This is a genomic window from Caldifermentibacillus hisashii, from assembly GCF_039654145.1.
Taxonomy (GTDB): Bacteria; Bacillota; Bacilli; order Bacillales; family Caldibacillaceae; genus Caldifermentibacillus; species Caldifermentibacillus hisashii.
Genome location: NZ_CP155467.1, coordinates 1,215,334 through 1,232,552 on the forward strand (window position 1 = coordinate 1,215,334; position 17,219 = coordinate 1,232,552).

Consider the following 17,219-nt stretch of genomic DNA (forward strand, 5'->3'; position numbering starts at 1 on the left):
AGTCTCTTTAACAAATTATACTAGAGGAAATATATTTTTAAATGTTGGTAGGGTGGTGATCGAATGGATAAGAATTTAATTGCTTTAATCAAAATTCTTGTCAAAAAGTCTTATATTACCCGAACTGATTTAGAAGTAGAAACTAATTGTTCAAAAAGACAAATTACATACAGACTTGAAAAGATTAATGACCTTGTAGAAGCAAAAAAACTCCCTCCCATTGAGTATGGAAATCAAAAAGAAATCATCATAAAAACTGAAACAAAAAATTTTTTGATCGAGATTTTGCGAAAATCCTACAATGATAAATTTTACTATTTTGATAAAAGGGAACGAATTATTTATCTCTATATTATGCTGTTTATGAATCTTGAGTATCTTTCACTGCAGCACTTTATGTCTTCATTGAAAGTAAGCCGTTCTACCATTTTAAATGATTTAAAGGATTTGGAGCAGGAGCTGGCAAAAGAGAATATTAAAATTAGTAACAATCGGTCAAAGGGTTATTATATTAGCGGACCAGAACTCGATATCCGCGGATATATGATGAAGCTTGTTTTACTATCATTAGAGGATGATCACAATTCTGTTGTTTTTGATTCAATAATTGACGACTACCATCTGGAGTCCTTCCAATTTTCTAAAAAGACGATTACCGAGCTAGCTAATAAGTATAAAATCCATTTTGTTGGTGATAGATTGGATGAATTCATTTATATTTTTATTTTTCTTAAAGCAAGACTGAAAAATCACAAAAATTTAACTGAAGAATATTTAGGAAAGCCAAATTTAGATATTATTTCTGAAATGAAAGAGTATAAGTTTACTGGAGAATTATTATCCTATTATAAAGATACAACCAGTTTTAGCGAACAAGAATTCCATTATATTACTGCTTGGATTTTAGCTGTATCTGTCGGAAATTTTGCAGAAGAGACTGAAGATAAACCTATTATAAGTGAAATTGTTGACAGAATCATGATCCGATTTGAAGTGTTAAGCGGAACCCATTATAATGAAGGACCTGAGATTTTTAAACAATTATACTCGCACATTCGCCCGGCTTATTATCGTCTTCTTTTTAGATTGCCGATATATAATCCTTTGTATCCTAAGATAAAAGAGGAATATAGTGAGCTGTTTCTTTTAGTTAAAGAAACGATGAAACCATTAGAAGGATTATTTGATGGCGAAATTCCAGAAGAAGAAATTGCCTACTTAACGATGCACTTTGCCAGTATTTATTCTAAGAAACGAGATTATGAAGAAGTCGTTAAGAAAAATGCATTAGTTGTTTGTTCAAACGGTATCGGACTTTCGGCAATATTGTACAATGAACTGAAGGAAATGTTTACTGATTTAAATTTTTATTTGCCGATTGATGCTGTTAAATTTAAAGATTTTGATAAACCCGTCGATATTATTTTTACAACAGAATATCAATTGCATCTCATTGAGTCAAATATTCCGATTATTAAAATAAATCCGATTATTAATCCGAGGGAAAGGTATGAAATTATTCGTCAAGTATATACACTATTGGATTTATCTGTTTTCAAACAGCCTAGTCTAGAATCAATAATGGAAATTATTTGGAAATATGCCACGATTAGTAATCCGACCCAATTATATAGTGAATTGCTTTCCTTTTTTAGCTCATCTTTTAAATTAAAAAATGAAAAGAAAGAGAAGGGCTATCGACTAATCGACTTAATCTCTGAAGATTGTATGAATTTAGGGATAGATGCAAAGGATTGGGAAGAGGCCATTCGAATATCAGGAAATTCATTAGTCAGAAAAAACAAAGTAACTCAAGATTACGTTGAGAAAGTTGTAGAAAATTTATCTCCGTATTTCGTTATTACCCCTCTTGTTGCACTACCGCACACGAGACCGGAATTTGGGGCACTTTCTTATTCAATTGGAATTACCGTATTAAATCGCCCTGTCGAATTTGGAAATAATGAAAAGCCAGTAAAGTATATCTTTTTTTTAAGCAGTCTTGACAATAAAAAACATTTGCCAGCTATGTCTGATCTACTACATTTACTTAACCAAAAATCTTTTTTTGAAATGCTTGATGGGACCAAAGACAAGAAGGCCGTATTAGAGTATATTAGATGTTACACTAGTCAAAGTACTATTAGCTCAAGTACAATGGAATAAAAGTTAATATGATCTTGGTTGATGTAATCGTAATTCCAAAATCCGTTACACCGTCAAGAATTAAGGAAAATGCGGATATATTTGATTTCGAATTAACCGCGGAAGATATGGAGAGAATTGATGCCCTGAATAAAAACGAACGGACCGGAAAAGATCCGGATCAATTTCTGTTTTAATGTGAATGGAAAAGGATAGTGCCAATACTATCCTTTTTTACTGGATAAATTTGAAGGGCTGAATTTTGCTGAATTTTTCACATCCTAGCAGAGAACAATGTTAGATAAAATTTTTGCCGCTACCTACTAATATGAAAATCTTTCCAGGTTAAAAGCCGCCCGTCAAAATGATCAGTCTCTACTACTTATATACCGCCACTTCCTGTTAGCTCCGGAAAATCATCCAAATAAGGTGCTTCTATATCTATTTTTTCCTTCGTCAAAGGATGAATAAACGATAAATATTTTGCATGTAAGGCTTGACGATAAAATAGAGGCTTCCCGCCATATAAAACGTCACCAACAAGCGGATGACCAATAGATGAAAGGTGAACCCGAATTTGGTGGGTACGTCCTGTATCAAGGCGACAAATGATTTGGCTCAAATTTTTCACTGTATCGAAACCAATCACTTCATAATGGGTGACAGCCGGTTGACCTGTGTTTGAAATGCGTCTTCTGGTCGGATGATGGCGGTCACGACCAATAGGCGCATTAATCGTACCTTTTTTCTTCTGTAATTTTCCATGAACAATCGCCATATAGGTACGTTTTATTTTGCGTTTTTCCAATTGTTTATCAAGAATGCCGCCAATAAAAGGCGATTTTGCAAAAAGAACGGCACCACTTGTATCTTTATCAAGCCGGTGGATATGTTGTACTTTGGCAGGTTCATTCTTTACCGCTAAATAATGGACAATCCGATTTGCCAAAGTATCCGTGTCAGCAGAAGTGTTTGGATGTGTTGCCAGTTGTGCCGGTTTATTGGCAATCAACAAAAAATCATCTTCAAACAATATTTGCACAGATTGAGGTGAAGGTTTGTTGCCGTAGTCTGCTTCAAAAAATATATTTTCAAAAATAAGCTGATCACCCGCTCTTAATTTGTTGGCAAATGGAACGGAAAGACCGTTTTGTTTCACCATCTTGTCCATTCTCATTTGGTGAATGCGTTTTTTGGCCAACTGCCATTTATTTTTCAATAAATCATCAATGGAAATCCCATCCCATTCTGCAGGAACTACTACATGCAGGTGGTTGTCCAATTTCTCTACTTTGATCATGTGATCACCCATTCTTTTTAAAGTTCTCCAAAACTAACTGTTTTTCACTGGTTAACCTGAAATTTCCACAGACAAATGATTTGTTCATGAGTATAATTATTGTTATCTTATACACATAGGGAAATTATTTTATCGATAAATCCGAAACAGTATTTTACATTATTCTAGAAAATTGTCCAAAAGGTGGGTTTGATCTTGAAGATTGTATATGCTTCCACCCCGGAGCAAGAGAAAAAAATAAATCATTTAGTTGAATATTTCTACTCAAATATCTTACCGAAATATTTTACGGATAAACAAATAAATGAATTCATCAAAATGAACTTTTTAAATATTAATGATTTTGATAATCAGTCTGACACGTTAAAAGAAGCTTATCAAATTATAGCGTGCTTGGAAACAATTTGTTTTCTTATTGAATCGGAAAGTCTTGAGAAAGAAAAATACCAAAAAATGTTTAATAAAAACGCACAAATCTTAAACAATCTTGGTTTTTCATTTCCTTTTTCTTATGAAAACTTTTTAGAAACTAAAAATGTTTCAATGGAAATGGGCAGTATTCATGTGAAAGCTGCCAATCATTGGCTCGTATAATTTGGGTGATTGCATAATGAAACGTCTGGTGATTACAGGTTACAAACCGCATGAATTAGGGATTTTTCATTCGAATCATCCGGGAATCCCTTATATTAAAAAAGCGATCAAAAAGCAGCTTATCCCTTTGTTGGAAGAAGGTCTTGAATGGGTTTTGTTGAGTGGCCAATTAGGCGTTGAAACATGGGCGGCGGAAGTAATTATGGACTTGCAATGTGAGTATCCAAAGCTAAAATATGCCGTAATTACCCCATTTCTTGATCAGGAAAAAAACTGGAAAGAGGAAAAACAAGAGAAATATGAGGAGATTTTATTGAACGCTGATTTTCATTCGACGGTTACGAAAAAACCGTATGAAGGACCTTGGCAGTTCGTTGCGAAAAACAAATTTTTTATCCGAAATTCGGATGGTCTTTTACTTGTTTATGACGATGAAAAAGTCGGCTCCCCACAATACATATTGAAAATGGCGAAAATTTATGCCGAGACTCATGACTATCAATTACTTGTCATCAATTCCGATGATTTGCAAGCATTAATTGATGAAGATATGGATAACGGTTAGTCATGTTTAAAGGAAAGCTTTGTGTGTTTTATAAAGCCGTATAAAGCAATTGCGGTGAAGCAGTAAAAGCGGAAACCGGCCGGGTATGGTTTCCGCTCTTTCATCCGGAAAAACAAAAACTATTTCAAAACATTTTCCTCAAACCAGTCTTGGAACTCGTCCTTTTTCTTTTCTCCATGAATCCGAGCCACTTCTTTTCCATTTTCAAAATGAATAATTGTCGGTGTGCCCTCAATTTTATAATCATCCCAACCTTGTTCATATTGCAAGACATTATATATTTGCAAATCAATGTTCAAATCTTCGGCGAGCGGAACGACAATTGGCGTTGTTTTTTGACAATGGATACATTCCGGGCTATAAAAATACACAGTGGCCGTACCGTCATTTTTCAATTCATCCTGCAGTTCATCCGGTGTTACAGAATTTTTATAGTAGTCCTGTGCATCGTTCTCCTGGGCATTATTTAAAAAGGCAATCGCTGCAAAAAGAACAACGATAATTCCTAAAAAAATCAATACTTTTTTCATTTATTTCCCTCCTTCAAGCCTTTCCTGATCGTAAAACTAATCATAAAGATCATTATAAATGCAGTTAACGCTAAAAACGGAATAGTAATAAAACCAAACCAATTGATGTACTGTGCTGTACAGGGGACTCTTCCACAAAATAATGGCCCATCTCCGGCGAAAGATAATTTTTGTAAACAATAATGATAAAGGGATATCGATCCGCCGACCGCAGATAAAATCATGGCATACAAACTCATGTTCCAATCTTTTTTCACATAGGCAACCCCAAGCAAAATCGTCATCGGATACATAAAAATACGTTGGAGCCAGCATAAGTCACAAGGCTCATAATGTTTAACTTCAGAAAAATATAAACTGCCAAAAGTCGCAATAATCGAAACAGCCCAGCTACTAAAAAATAACCAGTCAGTTTTTTTCTCTGCCAAGTATTTCCCCACCTTTTTCCAAGTACCATCTTTCATATTTCAGAAATAAAAGGTCAAACTTAAAATAATTGTACCATATGTTTCATTTTTCATGTTCTTTAAATACTTGGATAAATGGACTTATTTTTTTATAAAAAAGGGAAATTTTTCTCCATTGATTTTGGAAAATAGTTTAAAAAAATAAAAAGGCCTGTTTATGGAGTGAAACGTGAAAATACCAACGTGTTTCTCACCATAAACAGTCCGGAATTTTGTTTCCTTCGCTTTTTTCACCAGTCAAACCGAGTAAAGAACATCTTGTTGCATGATGGTTGCTTTATCATTCGCATAAGCGGCATATTGCAATAAAGCATATAGATGTTTTTCCACAATTGTATCATTTTTTTGATAGTAATAAGCGTGTAAAAAATGTTCAATTCGTTTTGATAAAAAATCATCCTTTGTGCGGACCATGAGTATTAGCAAATTATCCCACTGGGAACGGTATGTGTAATACAATGCGCGATCATAATCTGCTTTGTTCATGTATTAACCTCCTTTTTTCAGGAGTTAATGATATTGTATGCGGAAATAAGATATTTTTGTAAAGTAAATCTTAACAAAACGATATTTCTGGGGACGTATTTTTTTACCAGTATATTCGCGGGTTAACAAAACGAAACAAGTGAAAAATAAAAAATGAACACAGGATAAACTAATTAGCTGGATGTGGAAGCAAATGAGAGTGGTTGTTAAATACGGATTCATTTTTATTTTCTTTTTCTTATTCATGCCTGATCAAGGTCGTGCTTATATGGTTGATGCAGTAGATGGTTATACGATAGAACAATTAGAGGCGGATCTCAAAGATATTCATAAACAATATGGAAATAATTTATCCGTAAAACAAATAGGGACAAGTCATTTTCACCAGCCGATTTGGGCAATAAAACTTGGTGAAGGGGAAGAATCAATTTTACTTATCGGGGCACATCATGGCCGGGAATGGATCACCTCTAATTTGCTTATGGTGATGTTGGAAAGATACGCTGATGCCTATCAACATAAGAAAAAAATCGGGAAATTTGATTCGAACATATTTGATAAAGTTTCGATTTGGTTTGTACCAATGTTAAATCCGGACGGGGTAGATATTCAACAAGGGAAACTTCCGGTGCAGAACAAGCGAGATTTTATTTTCATGAATGACGGTAGTCCTAATTTTAAAAGATGGAAAGCAAATGGCATCGGAATTGATTTAAATCGGCAATATCCGTCCGGCTGGCAAGACGTTCCCGGCAGCCCTTTTCCGTCCTATAAAGGTTATAAAGGAAAGCAACCCTTTGAGGCAAAAGAGGTACAAGCGGTCGTTCGGTTTGTAGAAGAAATCAACCCGATGTCGGCAATTGCTTACCATTCATCCGGGCAAGAAATTTTTTGGCAATACGGTGCCCGGCAAAATATCGTTAGGGATTATTTTTTGGCAACCAAATTAGCCGAATTAACCGGTTATTCTTTGTCGATCCCGCCTGAAGAAGCCAATGGAGGGGGATTTACCGATTGGTTTATTGAAGAATACGGGAAGCCGGCATTTACTCTCGAATTGACCGATTTTCATCAAGAATCCAACCCGCCCATAAGGAAGCTTTGGGAGGAATGGCGCCGAAACAGACTGGTTGGCATTTATCTGGCAAGCGAAATGGCCAATTGGAGATAGAAAGAAGCAAAAGAGAGCTGTCACTCATGAAACGACAATCAGTGGGGAATTGGAATCGCCGCACTGATTGTTTGAGAGTGAAAAATTACTGAAATCTTTCTAACTTTGTAAAGAAGTCAACAACAAATTGGTGAAAAATTTTTTCCGATGGTGCCAGTTCACGTGTTTTCGGCGTTATAATGCCTACTGTTCTTTTAACTTCAGGAAAGGAAATCGCAATTTTTTTCGTCATTCTTGGAATATTGTTAATCAATGTATTTTCCGGTAAAATGCTAACACCAATCCCGGCCGAAACCAAGCCCTTAATGGCATCGATATCTTCACCCTCAGAGGTTATTCGCGGAAAGAAGCCGGCACTTTTACAAGCATCGATGGCAATTTTTCGTAAAATATAACCTTCCGAAAACAAAACAAAATCTTCTTCTTTCAGTTCACTTAATTGAATATGGTCCCTGTCAGATAACGGGTGAAGCAAAGGAACTAAGGCAGAGAATTTTTCCGAGAATAAAATATCCACTCTAATATCTGAATCTTCAGGAGGCGTCGGACCCAAGAACGAAATATTAATATCGCCACTTTTAACCGCTTTACTTAAATAAGCATATGAACCTTGTCTCAAGTGAAAACTGACTGTCGGATGAATTACTTTAAAATTTGAAATAATCGTTGGTAATAAATGGTTAACAAAACTAGACGGATAACCGATTTTCACCGTGCCGTGTTCCGGATCTAAGTATTGATCGACTTTTTCTTTTGCATAATCGATTGCTTGCAAAGCCTTTTTAACATGAACTAAAAATGTTTTTCCAATATCAGTTAATTTTAAATTTCTTCCTACTCGTTCAAACAACATAACCCCTAATTCATCTTCCAGTTTAGCGATTTGTAAACTGATGGCCGATTGAGCAACATGGAGATGGTCGGCTGCTTCTGTCATATGTTCCCGCTCGGCTACTTCAACAAAATACCGTAATTGTCGTAATTCCAAATGTTTCCCCTCCTAATCATTTACTAATCGTTTTTTGAGATAGTTTCTATCTTAATAATATATTGTTTGTATCAATTTGAAAATATATAATTAGTACTACAACGAAAATTCAGAAAGGGACTAAACGGAAACGAGGGGAATCATATGACTTTTCACCAATTACCTCAATCTCAAGGACTGTATCACCCAAGTTTTGAACATGATGCCTGCGGGATTGGTTTGTATGCACATATAAAAGGAAAATCTACCCATGATATTGTAAAAAAAGGAATTGAAATGCTTACTAGTTTAGATCACCGGGGAGGGAAAGCGGCAGACGGAATGACCGGTGATGGAGCAGGAATAATGGTGGACATCCCTGATCGTTTTTTTCGGAAAAATCTAAAAAACATTCAACTTCCTTCCAAAGGATATTACGGGGTTGGCATGCTCTTTTTAACCGAAAATGAACGTGAGGAAATTGAATATTATATTAATGAAACGATTCGGTTAGAAAAACAAATATTGTTGGGCTGGCGAACGGTGCCGATCAATCAAGAGCAAATTGGCGAAAAAGCCCGGCAATCCTGTCCGGTTGTCCGTCAAGTATTTATCGGATCACCTGGAGAAGTAAATCAACTCAATTTCGAACGAAAATTATATGTCATTCGAAAACAAGTGGAAAAATGGGCTAAAGAACACGGAAAAGAATTATATTTTTCGAGTTTGTCGAGTAGCACAATTGTTTATAAAGGTCTGTTAAATCCGGATCAATTAGATCGTTTTTATTTAGATTTGCAGGATGAAGATTTTGTCTCACGTTTCTCACTTGTCCACTCCCGTTACAGTACGAACACATTTCCAAGTTGGGAAAGAGCACATCCAAATCGTTATCTTTTGCATAATGGTGAAATTAATACATTAAGAGGCAATATTAATTGGATGAAAGCCCGCGAGAAACACCTGGCTGCATACGCTTTTGGTGCTGATGCGGAAAAAATTATGCCGGTCTTAGATGTAAACGGCAGTGATTCATCGATTTTAGATAATGCTTTTGAATTTTTTGTCCTATCCGGCATGCCGCTTGCTCAAGTAGCGATGATGCTTGTTCCGGAACCTTGGTCGGAAAACAAACATATTTCTGCGGAAAAACGTGCTTTCTATCAATACCAAAGTTTGCATATGGAGCCGTGGGATGGACCGGCAGCTATTATGTTTTCGAACGGTAAACAAATCGGAGCTGTTTTGGACCGAAACGGCTTAAGACCGGCGAGATATTATGTAACAAAAGATGATTACATTATTTTCGCTTCCGAGGTGGGCGTAATTGATGTCGAACCGGAAAAGATCTTATATAAAGAACGATTAAGTCCGGGAAAAATGTTACTGCTTGATTTGGAAGAAGGACGAATCATTTCAGATGAAGAAACCAAGTTGGAAGCCGCATTGGCATGGCCTTACCAGGAATGGCTGCAACAAGAGCTTGTTTTGCTGAACGATCAAGATGAGACTGAGGAAATTGTGGATCACATTCCTTTACGGCAAAAAGCACTTGGCTATACGTATGAGGACATTCATAAGTACTTACTGCCGCTCGTTATAGACGGTAAAGATCCGGTTGGTTCGATGGGAAATGATATGCCGCTTGCTGTTTTATCAGAGCGTCCGCAATCGTTATTCAATTACTTTAAACAATTATTTGCCCAAGTGACAAACCCGCCGATTGATTCGATTCGTGAAAAAATTGTCACATCAACGGTTACGTATTTAGGAGCGGAAGGGAATATATTAAAGCCGGGTCCGGAAAACTGCCGCCGCATCGAATTAAAAACACCGTTATTAACGGCGGGACAATTTAAACAATTAATAGAGAATCAAAAACCTGATTTTCAGCATACGATTTTATCAACTGTATTTACCGATGATTTAGAGACTGAGTTAGAAAACTTGTTGCAAGAAGCGGAAAAGGCAGTGAACGAAGGGATAACCTTACTGATTTTATCCGATGAAAAAATGGACAAAGCGCATGTCCCAATGCCGCCTCTATTAGTCATCAGCGCGCTCCATCATCGGTTAATTGAGAAGGGGTTACGAACAAAGGCAAGTATCATCGTTGCATCCGGAGAAGTAAGAGAAGTTCATCATTTTGCTTCATGTATCGGGTTTGGCGCTGATGCCATTTATCCTTATCTTGTCTATGCGACATACCAAAAAGCAATTCAAGATGGTGACCTTGATTTTTCTTATACCAAGGCGGTGCAGAATTACGTAAAAGCGATTACCGACGGAATTGTAAAAGTCATGGCGAAAATGGGGATTTCAACAATTCAAAGCTATCGCGGCGCCCAAATTTTTGAAGCCCTCGGGATTTCCAATGAAGTGATTGACCGATATTTTCATGGAACGGTTTCACAAATTGGCGGGATTCATTTGGATACAATTGCTAAAGAGGCGATTCTTCGTCATGAAGCCGCCTACAGCCACCCGATGGATTCTCTGCTTGAATCCGGAAGTGACTTTCAATACCGTGTTGATGGGGAACAACATGCATTCAACCCGCTGACCATTCATACATTACAGTGGGCGGTAAGGAAAGGGGATTATCAATTATTCAAAAAGTATACAAAACTTGCGAATGATGAACGAATTCACTTTTTGCGGAATCTGTTTACTTTTAAAAAACGTTTGCAACCTGTACCGATTGAAGAGGTTGAACCGGTGGAAAATATTGTAAAGCGTTTCAAAACCGGTGCGATGTCCTTTGGCTCAATCAGTAAAGAAGCTCATGAAACACTTGCGATTGCGATGAACCGCTTAGGAGGAAAAAGTAACAGCGGTGAAGGAGGAGAAGATGCTGCTCGCTATAAACCCGATGCAAACGGCGGCAGCAGGAAGAGTCGAATAAAACAAATTGCTTCCGGTCGTTTCGGTGTAAAAAGTCATTATTTAGTCAATGCAGATGAACTGCAAATTAAAATGGCACAAGGCGCAAAACCGGGTGAAGGAGGGCAGCTGCCGGGAAATAAAGTGTATCCGTGGGTTGCCGAAGTTCGCGGATCCACACCGGGTGTCGGACTTATTTCTCCGCCGCCGAATCACGATATTTACTCTATTGAAGACTTAGCACAGCTCATTTTTGATTTAAAAAATGCAAACAGAGATGCCAGAATCAGTGTGAAACTTGTTTCCAAAGCCGGGGTTGGTACGATTGCCGCCGGGGTTGCAAAAGGGAATGCCGAAGTGATTGTTATCAGCGGTCATGATGGCGGAACAGGTGCATCGCCCAGAACAAGCATTAAACATGCCGGTCTTCCCTGGGAATTGGGGCTTGCCGAAGCTCACCAAACTTTGTTGCTAAATGGATTACGTGATCGTGTCGTATTGGAAACAGACGGTAAACTCATGACCGGGAAAGATGTTGTCATGGCAGCCTTGCTTGGGGCGGAAGAATTCGGTTTTGCTACAGCACCGCTTATTTCCGTCGGTTGTGTGATGATGCGAGTTTGCCATCAGGATACTTGTCCGGTTGGCATTGCAACTCAAAATCCGGAATTACGGGCTAAATTTGCCGGGGAACCTGAACATGTGATTCATTTTATGACTTTTATTGCTCAAGAAGTCAGAGAAATCATGGCTCAACTTGGGTTTCGCACAGTTGATGAAATGGTGGGACGTACAGATATTCTTGAAGTAGGCGAACATGTAAAAGCTCATTGGAAAGCAAAAGATTTAGATTTAACTAGAATACTTTATCAACCGGATTTCGGTCGACTTTCTAAGAAAAAGCAAAATCATAAGTTGGAAGAAACATTGGATCTTCGGGAATTGTTATCTTTTGTTCGGCCGGCTTTCGTGGGCGGTAAAAAAGTGGAAGGTACTTTTGCCATTAAAAATACGGACCGGGCTGTCGGAACCATTGTCGGGAGTGAAGTATCCAAACAATATGGTGAAGAGGGTCTGCCGGAAGATACAATAAAACTTCATTTTAATGGGGCTGCAGGTCAAAGTTTTGGTGCGTTTGTGCCAAAAGGAATGACGCTTATCATTACCGGAGATGCCAATGATTATTTTGGAAAAGGTTTATCCGGGGGCAAGTTGATTGTTTGTGCACCGGGTGAATCTCCATTTGCCGCGGGAGAAAATGTAATTGTTGGTAATGTTGCTTTATATGGGGCAACAAGCGGGGAAGTGTATATTAATGGACGTGCCGGTGAACGGTTTGCTGTTCGAAATAGCGGTGTTCATGCAGTCGTAGAAGGAATCGGTGATCATGGTTGTGAATATATGACAGGCGGACGGGTGGTAATTTTAGGCGATGTCGGTAAAAATTTTGCTGCCGGTATGTCAGGCGGAATTGCCTACGTACTCCAAGATGAACCGGAACAGTTTAAATCCCTTGTTAATAGTGAATTAGTTGAGTTTGAAAGCTTAACAGAAAAAGATGAAATAAATGAAGTGAAAAAAATGATCGAAAAACATTTTGAATATACCGGAAGCAATAAAGCTGAAAAAGTCCTGGCCAATTGGGATTGGATAAAAGGGAAATTTGTTAAAGTCATTCCAAAGGACTATAAACAAATTCACCGTCTTGTCACCCGATTGACGAAACAAGGTATGACAGAGGAAGAAGCAATATTTCAAGCATTTCATCAATTAAATGAAATGAATACTACAGAATCAGCTGTACCGGCAGTGAATAAATAGAGAGGAGAGATGAAAATGGGGAAAAAGACGGGATTTATGGAATATACTCGCGAACATGTTTTTGAACGAGAACCCGGTTCTCGGCTCAATGACTGGAATGAATTTTCATCTCCTTATTCCGATGAAGTTTTACGAATACAAGGAGCACGCTGCATGGACTGCGGCACTCCTTTTTGCCACCTTGGAATGGAAATCAATGGTGTAACCACAGGGTGTCCAATTAATAACTTAATCCCTGAATGGAATGATCTTGTTTACCGTGGTAAATGGCAAGAAGCATTGGAAAGATTGCTTAAGACGAATAATTTTCCTGAGTTTACCGGTCGGGTTTGTCCCGCTCCATGTGAAGGTTCTTGTACATTAGCAATTTCCGAACCGGCCGTTTCGATAAAAAATATCGAGCGGACCATCATTGATAAAGGCTTTGAAAATGGTTGGATCAAACCGCGAATCCCGACGTCCCGAACAGGGAAGAAAATAGCTGTTATCGGTTCCGGGCCGGCCGGGTTGGCAAGTGCCGATCAGTTAAATCAGGCAGGACATTCCGTCACTGTTTATGAACGGGTTGACCGTCCCGGCGGCTTATTAATGTATGGAATTCCAAATATGAAGTTAGATAAAAAAATCGTTGAACGCCGCATCCGTTTATTAGAACAAGAAGGAATTAAATTTATCACGAATACAGAGGTCGGAAAAGATATTTCTGTTGATGAATTAAAGTCGACATATGATGCAGTAATCCTAGCAACCGGGGCGCAAAAACATCGCGACTTGCAAATTGAAGGAAGAGATGCAAAGGGTGTCCACTTTGCCATGGATTATTTAACTTCAGTAACAAGGAGTCTACTCGATTCAAATTTCCAAGACGGTCAATTTATTAATACAGAAGGAAAAAATGTCATTGTTATTGGCGGCGGTGATACCGGGGCCGACTGTATCGCAACAGCACTAAGGCAAAAATGTAACAGCGTCATTCAATTTAGTAAACATCCGGAATTGCCGATGGAACGTACAGCTGATAATATGTGGCCGAGCTACCCCAATGTGTATACGTTAGACTATGCGCATAAAGAAGCAAAAACTATTTTTGGCACCGATCCAAGAGAATATTTAATTCAAACGAAAAAGATCGAAAAGGATGCGAACGGTCACGTGAAAGCTCTTCATACCGTTCAAATGGAAAAGATTTACCATGAAGACGGCTCCTACCATTTTAATGAGCTGCCCGGAACAGAAAGTGTGTGGCCGGCTGACTATGTTTTTATTGCTATCGGATTTGAAGGAACGGAAACTTCTTTGGCTGACCAATTTGGGGTGGAAACGGTCAATCATAAAATAAAAGCTTCCGTTGGTAAGTACCAAACAAATGTGGAAGGCGTCTTTGTCTGTGGAGATGCAAGACGTGGTCAAAGTTTAATTGTTTGGGCGATTAACGAAGGTCGTGCAGTTGCTAGAATGGTTGATTATTACTTGAAAACTGTCGCTGTATAATAGGGTTGTCTCTTTTTGAGGCAGCTTTTTTTCTTTCTCTGTGTGCTTATACTTAAATACTTTCCGACTATGTCAAAATGGCATCCTTAACCGATATTCATATTTTAAGGTTAAAAAATCTACTATTTTCTCCCAAACCTCTTATGTAAAAAACTCAATTCTTTTCAAAACAATCATCATTTTCTTTAAAAGTTCATAAATTGTAGATAAGGAGAGGAAGTTTTTGTATAGAAAATCATTGTCCATTCTTAATTGTAGGTAGGGAGGTTAGCCGATGAAACAGGAAGAGCACCTCGCACTCGAGAAAGCAATTGATGAGATTACCGAGATTGCGAAAGGTTTTGGCTTAGACTTTTATCCGATGCGATATGAAATTTGTCCGGCAGATATTATTTATACATTTGGGGCGTACGGGATGCCTACCAGATTTTCCCACTGGAGTTTTGGAAAGCAATTTTTTAAAATGAAACTTCACTATGATCTCGGATTAAGCAAAATTTATGAATTAGTCATTAATTCTGACCCGTGTTATGCTTTTTTACTTGATTCCAATTCCCTAGTCCAAAATAAACTTATTGTTGCACATGTCCTTGCCCATTGCGACTTTTTCAAAAACAATGTTCGTTTTCAAAATACGAAACGGGATATGGTGGAAAGTATGGCGGCTACGGCTGAACGAATCCGTCAATATGAAATCGAATATGGAAAAAAAGAAGTGGAATCGTTCATCGATGCGGTTCTGGCGATTGAAGAACATATCGATCCTTCATTGGTACGACCGCATTTGGCCTGGACACTGGATGACGTCGAATATGAGGAAGAGGAACCGACCAAAGCATCACCGTACGACGATCTTTGGAATCTTGATAAACCGAAAGAAACAAAATCGAAAAAAGTAAAGAAAATAAAAAAATTCCCGCCACAACCGGAAAAGGATTTACTCCTATTTCTTGTTCATTACAGTCGGGAATTAGAGGAATGGCAACGGGATATTTTAACAATGATTCGCGAAGAAATGCTATATTTCTGGCCGCAGTTAGAAACGAAAATAATGAACGAAGGTTGGGCTTCATACTGGCATCAACGGATTTTACGAGAAATGGACTTGACGAGTGATGAAGCCATTGAATTTGCCAAATTGAATGCCGGTGTCGTTCAGCCTTCAACAACAGGAATTAATCCATATTATCTTGGGCTAAAAATCTTTGAAGATATTGAAGAACGTTATAACAATCCGACTGAACAAATGAAGAAACTTGGCGTTAAACCGGGTTCCGGCCGGGAGAAAATTTTTGAAGTTCGCGAACTTGAATCCGATCAATCGTTTTTACGAAATTATTTAACAAAAGAACTGGTCATGCGCGAAGATATGTATTTGTTTCAAAAGCAAGGAAGGGATTATAAAATTGTCGACAAAGAATGGGAGCATGTCCGCGACCAATTGGTAAACATGCGGGTAAACGGCGGCTTTCCTTATATTACGGTTAATGATGGGGACTATTTACGCAATGGCGAGCTTTATTTGAAACATCATTATGAAGGAATTGAGCTGGATCTGAAATATTTAGAAAAAGTACTCCCTTATATTTATCAGCTCTGGGGCCGTAGTGTGCATATGGAAACAATTGTTGAAGAAAAACCGATTCTCTATAGTTTTGACGGACGGAGTATACAGAGACGATATTTGTGACAAACGATTACCATCGTGAAAGATAAGGTAAGTGTGACTACAGTGTACAGAGACGATATTTGTGACAAACCGGAAAATAGTTGGGGTTAAATGATTTACTAGGGAAAATAATTGACAAATAACAGTGAAGTGCCGACTATTTCATTTTTGAAATGTCGGCTTGTTTTGTATGCTGTGTATGGCGATTAATGAGAAGAACAACAGGATAAACCTCTTATTAATGAAATGACGGGAATTTCAGAGGAGCTGCTTGTGATAATTGTAAATGGTGTCACTTTTTTGAACGAGAAAAATGTATTTGCCGATCATTTTAATATAAGATAAATTTATATAGTTTGAATAATTTTGTATATTATGGTATATTAATATATATCTCCTAAGTTATATGTCAGATGTCGAACTTTAACCCTAATCTTTTTAAGGTAAATGCAGGAGTCTGGTCACTCATATCATGATCTAAAAAGGGAGATCAATTCTTATGATGTTAAAATTTTCATTTATTGCTGGAATTGTTTTTATTGTTATTTCGGCTATCTTTAGTGGCGCTTGGGTTGATGGGCAACAACAAAGAGCAAATTTTTATTCTGAAACAAAAGGGCATAGGGATTTTAGGATGAAAATAGCATCGTACTCTGGGTATATAGGAATTGTTTTTTTAATAATTGCTGCATGCCTTTACTTTTTCTCATAAAGACCAAACATGCCAAGTATTCAATCTTGTCGGGAACAAAACCGTTGATAAAGACGTCCAATTGCAGCGTTTATACATTAATCAGTTTTCAGGAGAATTTCCATCATTCCTAATTTTAACGGAGGTGGTAAAGCGTGATCTGGTTATATCTGCTTATCCCGGTTTTCCTAATCGGCGGCATTGCTATTTATTTTGAGAAAAAATCAGGAATGAAACCACCAAAGGATGCTACGGAAAAACAAATCGACAAATTGGCGGAAATGAAATCTCAGCAAGAAAATAACCAAAATGGGTTTTATCAATAAAGATTTCTTAAAGCGGTCAACATCTTCAAAAGATTAAAGGTGAATGACCGCTTTTTAAGTGAAAGGATTGCTTATTGGTTTTTTGTAAGATAATTGGAAGATACGTTTTCAAC

The 17,219-nt window shown here is 37.7% G+C and carries 14 protein-coding genes and 1 pseudogene; 10 read left to right on the forward strand and 5 right to left on the reverse strand.

The window, feature by feature from the left end:
• The first annotated feature begins 63 nt into the window (after nucleotides 1-63).
• Both NSQ14_RS05685 and NSQ14_RS05690 read left to right on the forward strand, forming a co-directional pair.
• Nucleotides 64-2,166, forward strand: coding sequence for a BglG family transcription antiterminator (locus NSQ14_RS05685; RefSeq protein WP_346216971.1), 2,103 nt, complete (start codon nucleotides 64-66; stop codon nucleotides 2,164-2,166).
• A 23-nt stretch (nucleotides 2,167-2,189) separates the two neighbouring features.
• Nucleotides 2,190-2,342, forward strand: a pseudogene (locus tag NSQ14_RS05690) (aldo/keto reductase); the annotation flags it as partial.
• 185 nt (nucleotides 2,343-2,527) lie between these two features.
• Here the strand turns inward: NSQ14_RS05690 and NSQ14_RS05695 are convergent.
• Complete coding sequence (locus NSQ14_RS05695; RefSeq protein WP_346216972.1) at nucleotides 2,528-3,457, reverse strand: RluA family pseudouridine synthase; 930 nt, start codon at nucleotides 3,455-3,457, stop codon at nucleotides 2,528-2,530.
• 183 nt (nucleotides 3,458-3,640) lie between these two features.
• Here NSQ14_RS05695 and NSQ14_RS05700 point away from each other — a divergent pair, with 183 nt between their 5' ends.
• The gene (locus NSQ14_RS05700; protein ID WP_034768984.1) at nucleotides 3,641-4,039 is read left to right on the forward strand and encodes a YhcU family protein; all 399 of its coding nucleotides are present in this window, start codon (nucleotides 3,641-3,643) and stop codon (nucleotides 4,037-4,039) included.
• Between the two features lie 13 nt (nucleotides 4,040-4,052).
• Nucleotides 4,053-4,604 carry an SLOG family protein gene (locus NSQ14_RS05705; RefSeq protein ID WP_034769123.1) on the forward strand — a complete coding sequence of 184 codons (552 nt, stop codon included), beginning with the start codon at nucleotides 4,053-4,055 and terminating at the stop codon, nucleotides 4,602-4,604.
• A gap of 119 nt (nucleotides 4,605-4,723) precedes the next feature.
• Here NSQ14_RS05705 and NSQ14_RS05710 read toward each other — a convergent pair whose 3' ends face one another.
• The 3 genes from NSQ14_RS05710 to NSQ14_RS05720 all read right to left on the reverse strand — a co-directional run bounded on the left by NSQ14_RS05710 (nucleotide 4,724) and on the right by NSQ14_RS05720 (nucleotide 6,087).
• Nucleotides 4,724-5,134 carry a thioredoxin family protein gene (locus NSQ14_RS05710; protein WP_041848212.1) on the reverse strand — a complete coding sequence of 137 codons (411 nt, stop codon included), beginning with the start codon at nucleotides 5,132-5,134 and terminating at the stop codon, nucleotides 4,724-4,726.
• Nucleotides 5,131-5,562 (reverse strand): disulfide oxidoreductase, encoded by a 432-nt coding sequence (locus tag NSQ14_RS05715; RefSeq protein ID WP_346216973.1) that lies wholly within the window; start codon nucleotides 5,560-5,562, stop codon nucleotides 5,131-5,133. The genes NSQ14_RS05710 and NSQ14_RS05715 overlap by 4 nt, the downstream gene beginning before the upstream one ends.
• A 276-nt stretch (nucleotides 5,563-5,838) precedes the next feature.
• Nucleotides 5,839-6,087: a YhdB family protein gene (locus NSQ14_RS05720; RefSeq protein ID WP_041848213.1), complete on the reverse strand. Its 249-nt coding sequence runs from the start codon at nucleotides 6,085-6,087 to the stop codon at nucleotides 5,839-5,841.
• Nucleotides 6,088-6,280: 193 nt separating this feature from the next.
• Between NSQ14_RS05720 and NSQ14_RS05725 the strand changes: the two genes are divergently transcribed.
• A complete protein-coding gene (locus tag NSQ14_RS05725; protein ID WP_041848214.1) occupies nucleotides 6,281-7,258 on the forward strand; it encodes a M14 family zinc carboxypeptidase in 978 nt (325 codons plus the stop codon).
• 85 nt (nucleotides 7,259-7,343) lie between these two features.
• On the opposite strand, the gene NSQ14_RS05730 is transcribed toward NSQ14_RS05725, so the two are convergent.
• Complete coding sequence (locus tag NSQ14_RS05730) at nucleotides 7,344-8,246, reverse strand: LysR family transcriptional regulator (RefSeq protein ID WP_034768990.1); 903 nt, start codon at nucleotides 8,244-8,246, stop codon at nucleotides 7,344-7,346.
• Nucleotides 8,247-8,390: 144 nt separating this feature from the next.
• Between NSQ14_RS05730 and gltB the strand changes: the two genes are divergently transcribed.
• From gltB to NSQ14_RS05755, 5 genes are all read left to right on the forward strand, one after another.
• Nucleotides 8,391-12,929, forward strand: a complete 4,539-nt coding sequence (gene gltB, locus NSQ14_RS05735) for a glutamate synthase large subunit (RefSeq protein WP_034768991.1) — start codon at nucleotides 8,391-8,393, stop codon at nucleotides 12,927-12,929.
• Between the two features lie 15 nt (nucleotides 12,930-12,944).
• The gene (gltD, locus tag NSQ14_RS05740; protein ID WP_041845995.1) at nucleotides 12,945-14,420 is read left to right on the forward strand and encodes a glutamate synthase small subunit; all 1,476 of its coding nucleotides are present in this window, start codon (nucleotides 12,945-12,947) and stop codon (nucleotides 14,418-14,420) included.
• Between the two features lie 274 nt (nucleotides 14,421-14,694).
• Nucleotides 14,695-16,110, forward strand: a complete 1,416-nt coding sequence (locus NSQ14_RS05745) for a SpoVR family protein (protein WP_034768993.1) — start codon at nucleotides 14,695-14,697, stop codon at nucleotides 16,108-16,110.
• Between the two features lie 478 nt (nucleotides 16,111-16,588).
• Nucleotides 16,589-16,801, forward strand: coding sequence for a DUF5316 family protein (locus NSQ14_RS05750; RefSeq protein ID WP_034768994.1), 213 nt, complete (start codon nucleotides 16,589-16,591; stop codon nucleotides 16,799-16,801).
• A 134-nt stretch (nucleotides 16,802-16,935) separates the two neighbouring features.
• Nucleotides 16,936-17,106: a hypothetical protein gene (locus tag NSQ14_RS05755; RefSeq protein ID WP_156103193.1), complete on the forward strand. Its 171-nt coding sequence runs from the start codon at nucleotides 16,936-16,938 to the stop codon at nucleotides 17,104-17,106.
• The last annotated feature ends 113 nt before the right edge of the window (nucleotides 17,107-17,219 follow it).

What these genes read in the sequence shown, in the direction of transcription:
- NSQ14_RS05685 (WP_346216971.1), top strand. Translation starts at nt 64, where the DNA reads ATGGATAAGAATTTAATTGCTTTAATCAAAATTCTTGTCAAAAAGTCT.
- NSQ14_RS05695 (WP_346216972.1), bottom strand. Translation starts at nt 3,457, where the DNA reads ATGGGTGATCACATGATCAAAGTAGAGAAATTGGACAACCACCTGCAT.
- NSQ14_RS05710 (WP_041848212.1), bottom strand. Translation starts at nt 5,134, where the DNA reads ATGAAAAAAGTATTGATTTTTTTAGGAATTATCGTTGTTCTTTTTGCA.
- NSQ14_RS05720 (WP_041848213.1), bottom strand. Translation starts at nt 6,087, where the DNA reads ATGAACAAAGCAGATTATGATCGCGCATTGTATTACACATACCGTTCC.
- NSQ14_RS05725 (WP_041848214.1), top strand. Translation starts at nt 6,281, where the DNA reads ATGAGAGTGGTTGTTAAATACGGATTCATTTTTATTTTCTTTTTCTTA.
- gltB (WP_034768991.1), top strand. Translation starts at nt 8,391, where the DNA reads ATGACTTTTCACCAATTACCTCAATCTCAAGGACTGTATCACCCAAGT.
- gltD (WP_041845995.1), top strand. Translation starts at nt 12,945, where the DNA reads ATGGGGAAAAAGACGGGATTTATGGAATATACTCGCGAACATGTTTTT.
- NSQ14_RS05745 (WP_034768993.1), top strand. Translation starts at nt 14,695, where the DNA reads ATGAAACAGGAAGAGCACCTCGCACTCGAGAAAGCAATTGATGAGATT.
- NSQ14_RS05750 (WP_034768994.1), top strand. Translation starts at nt 16,589, where the DNA reads ATGATGTTAAAATTTTCATTTATTGCTGGAATTGTTTTTATTGTTATT.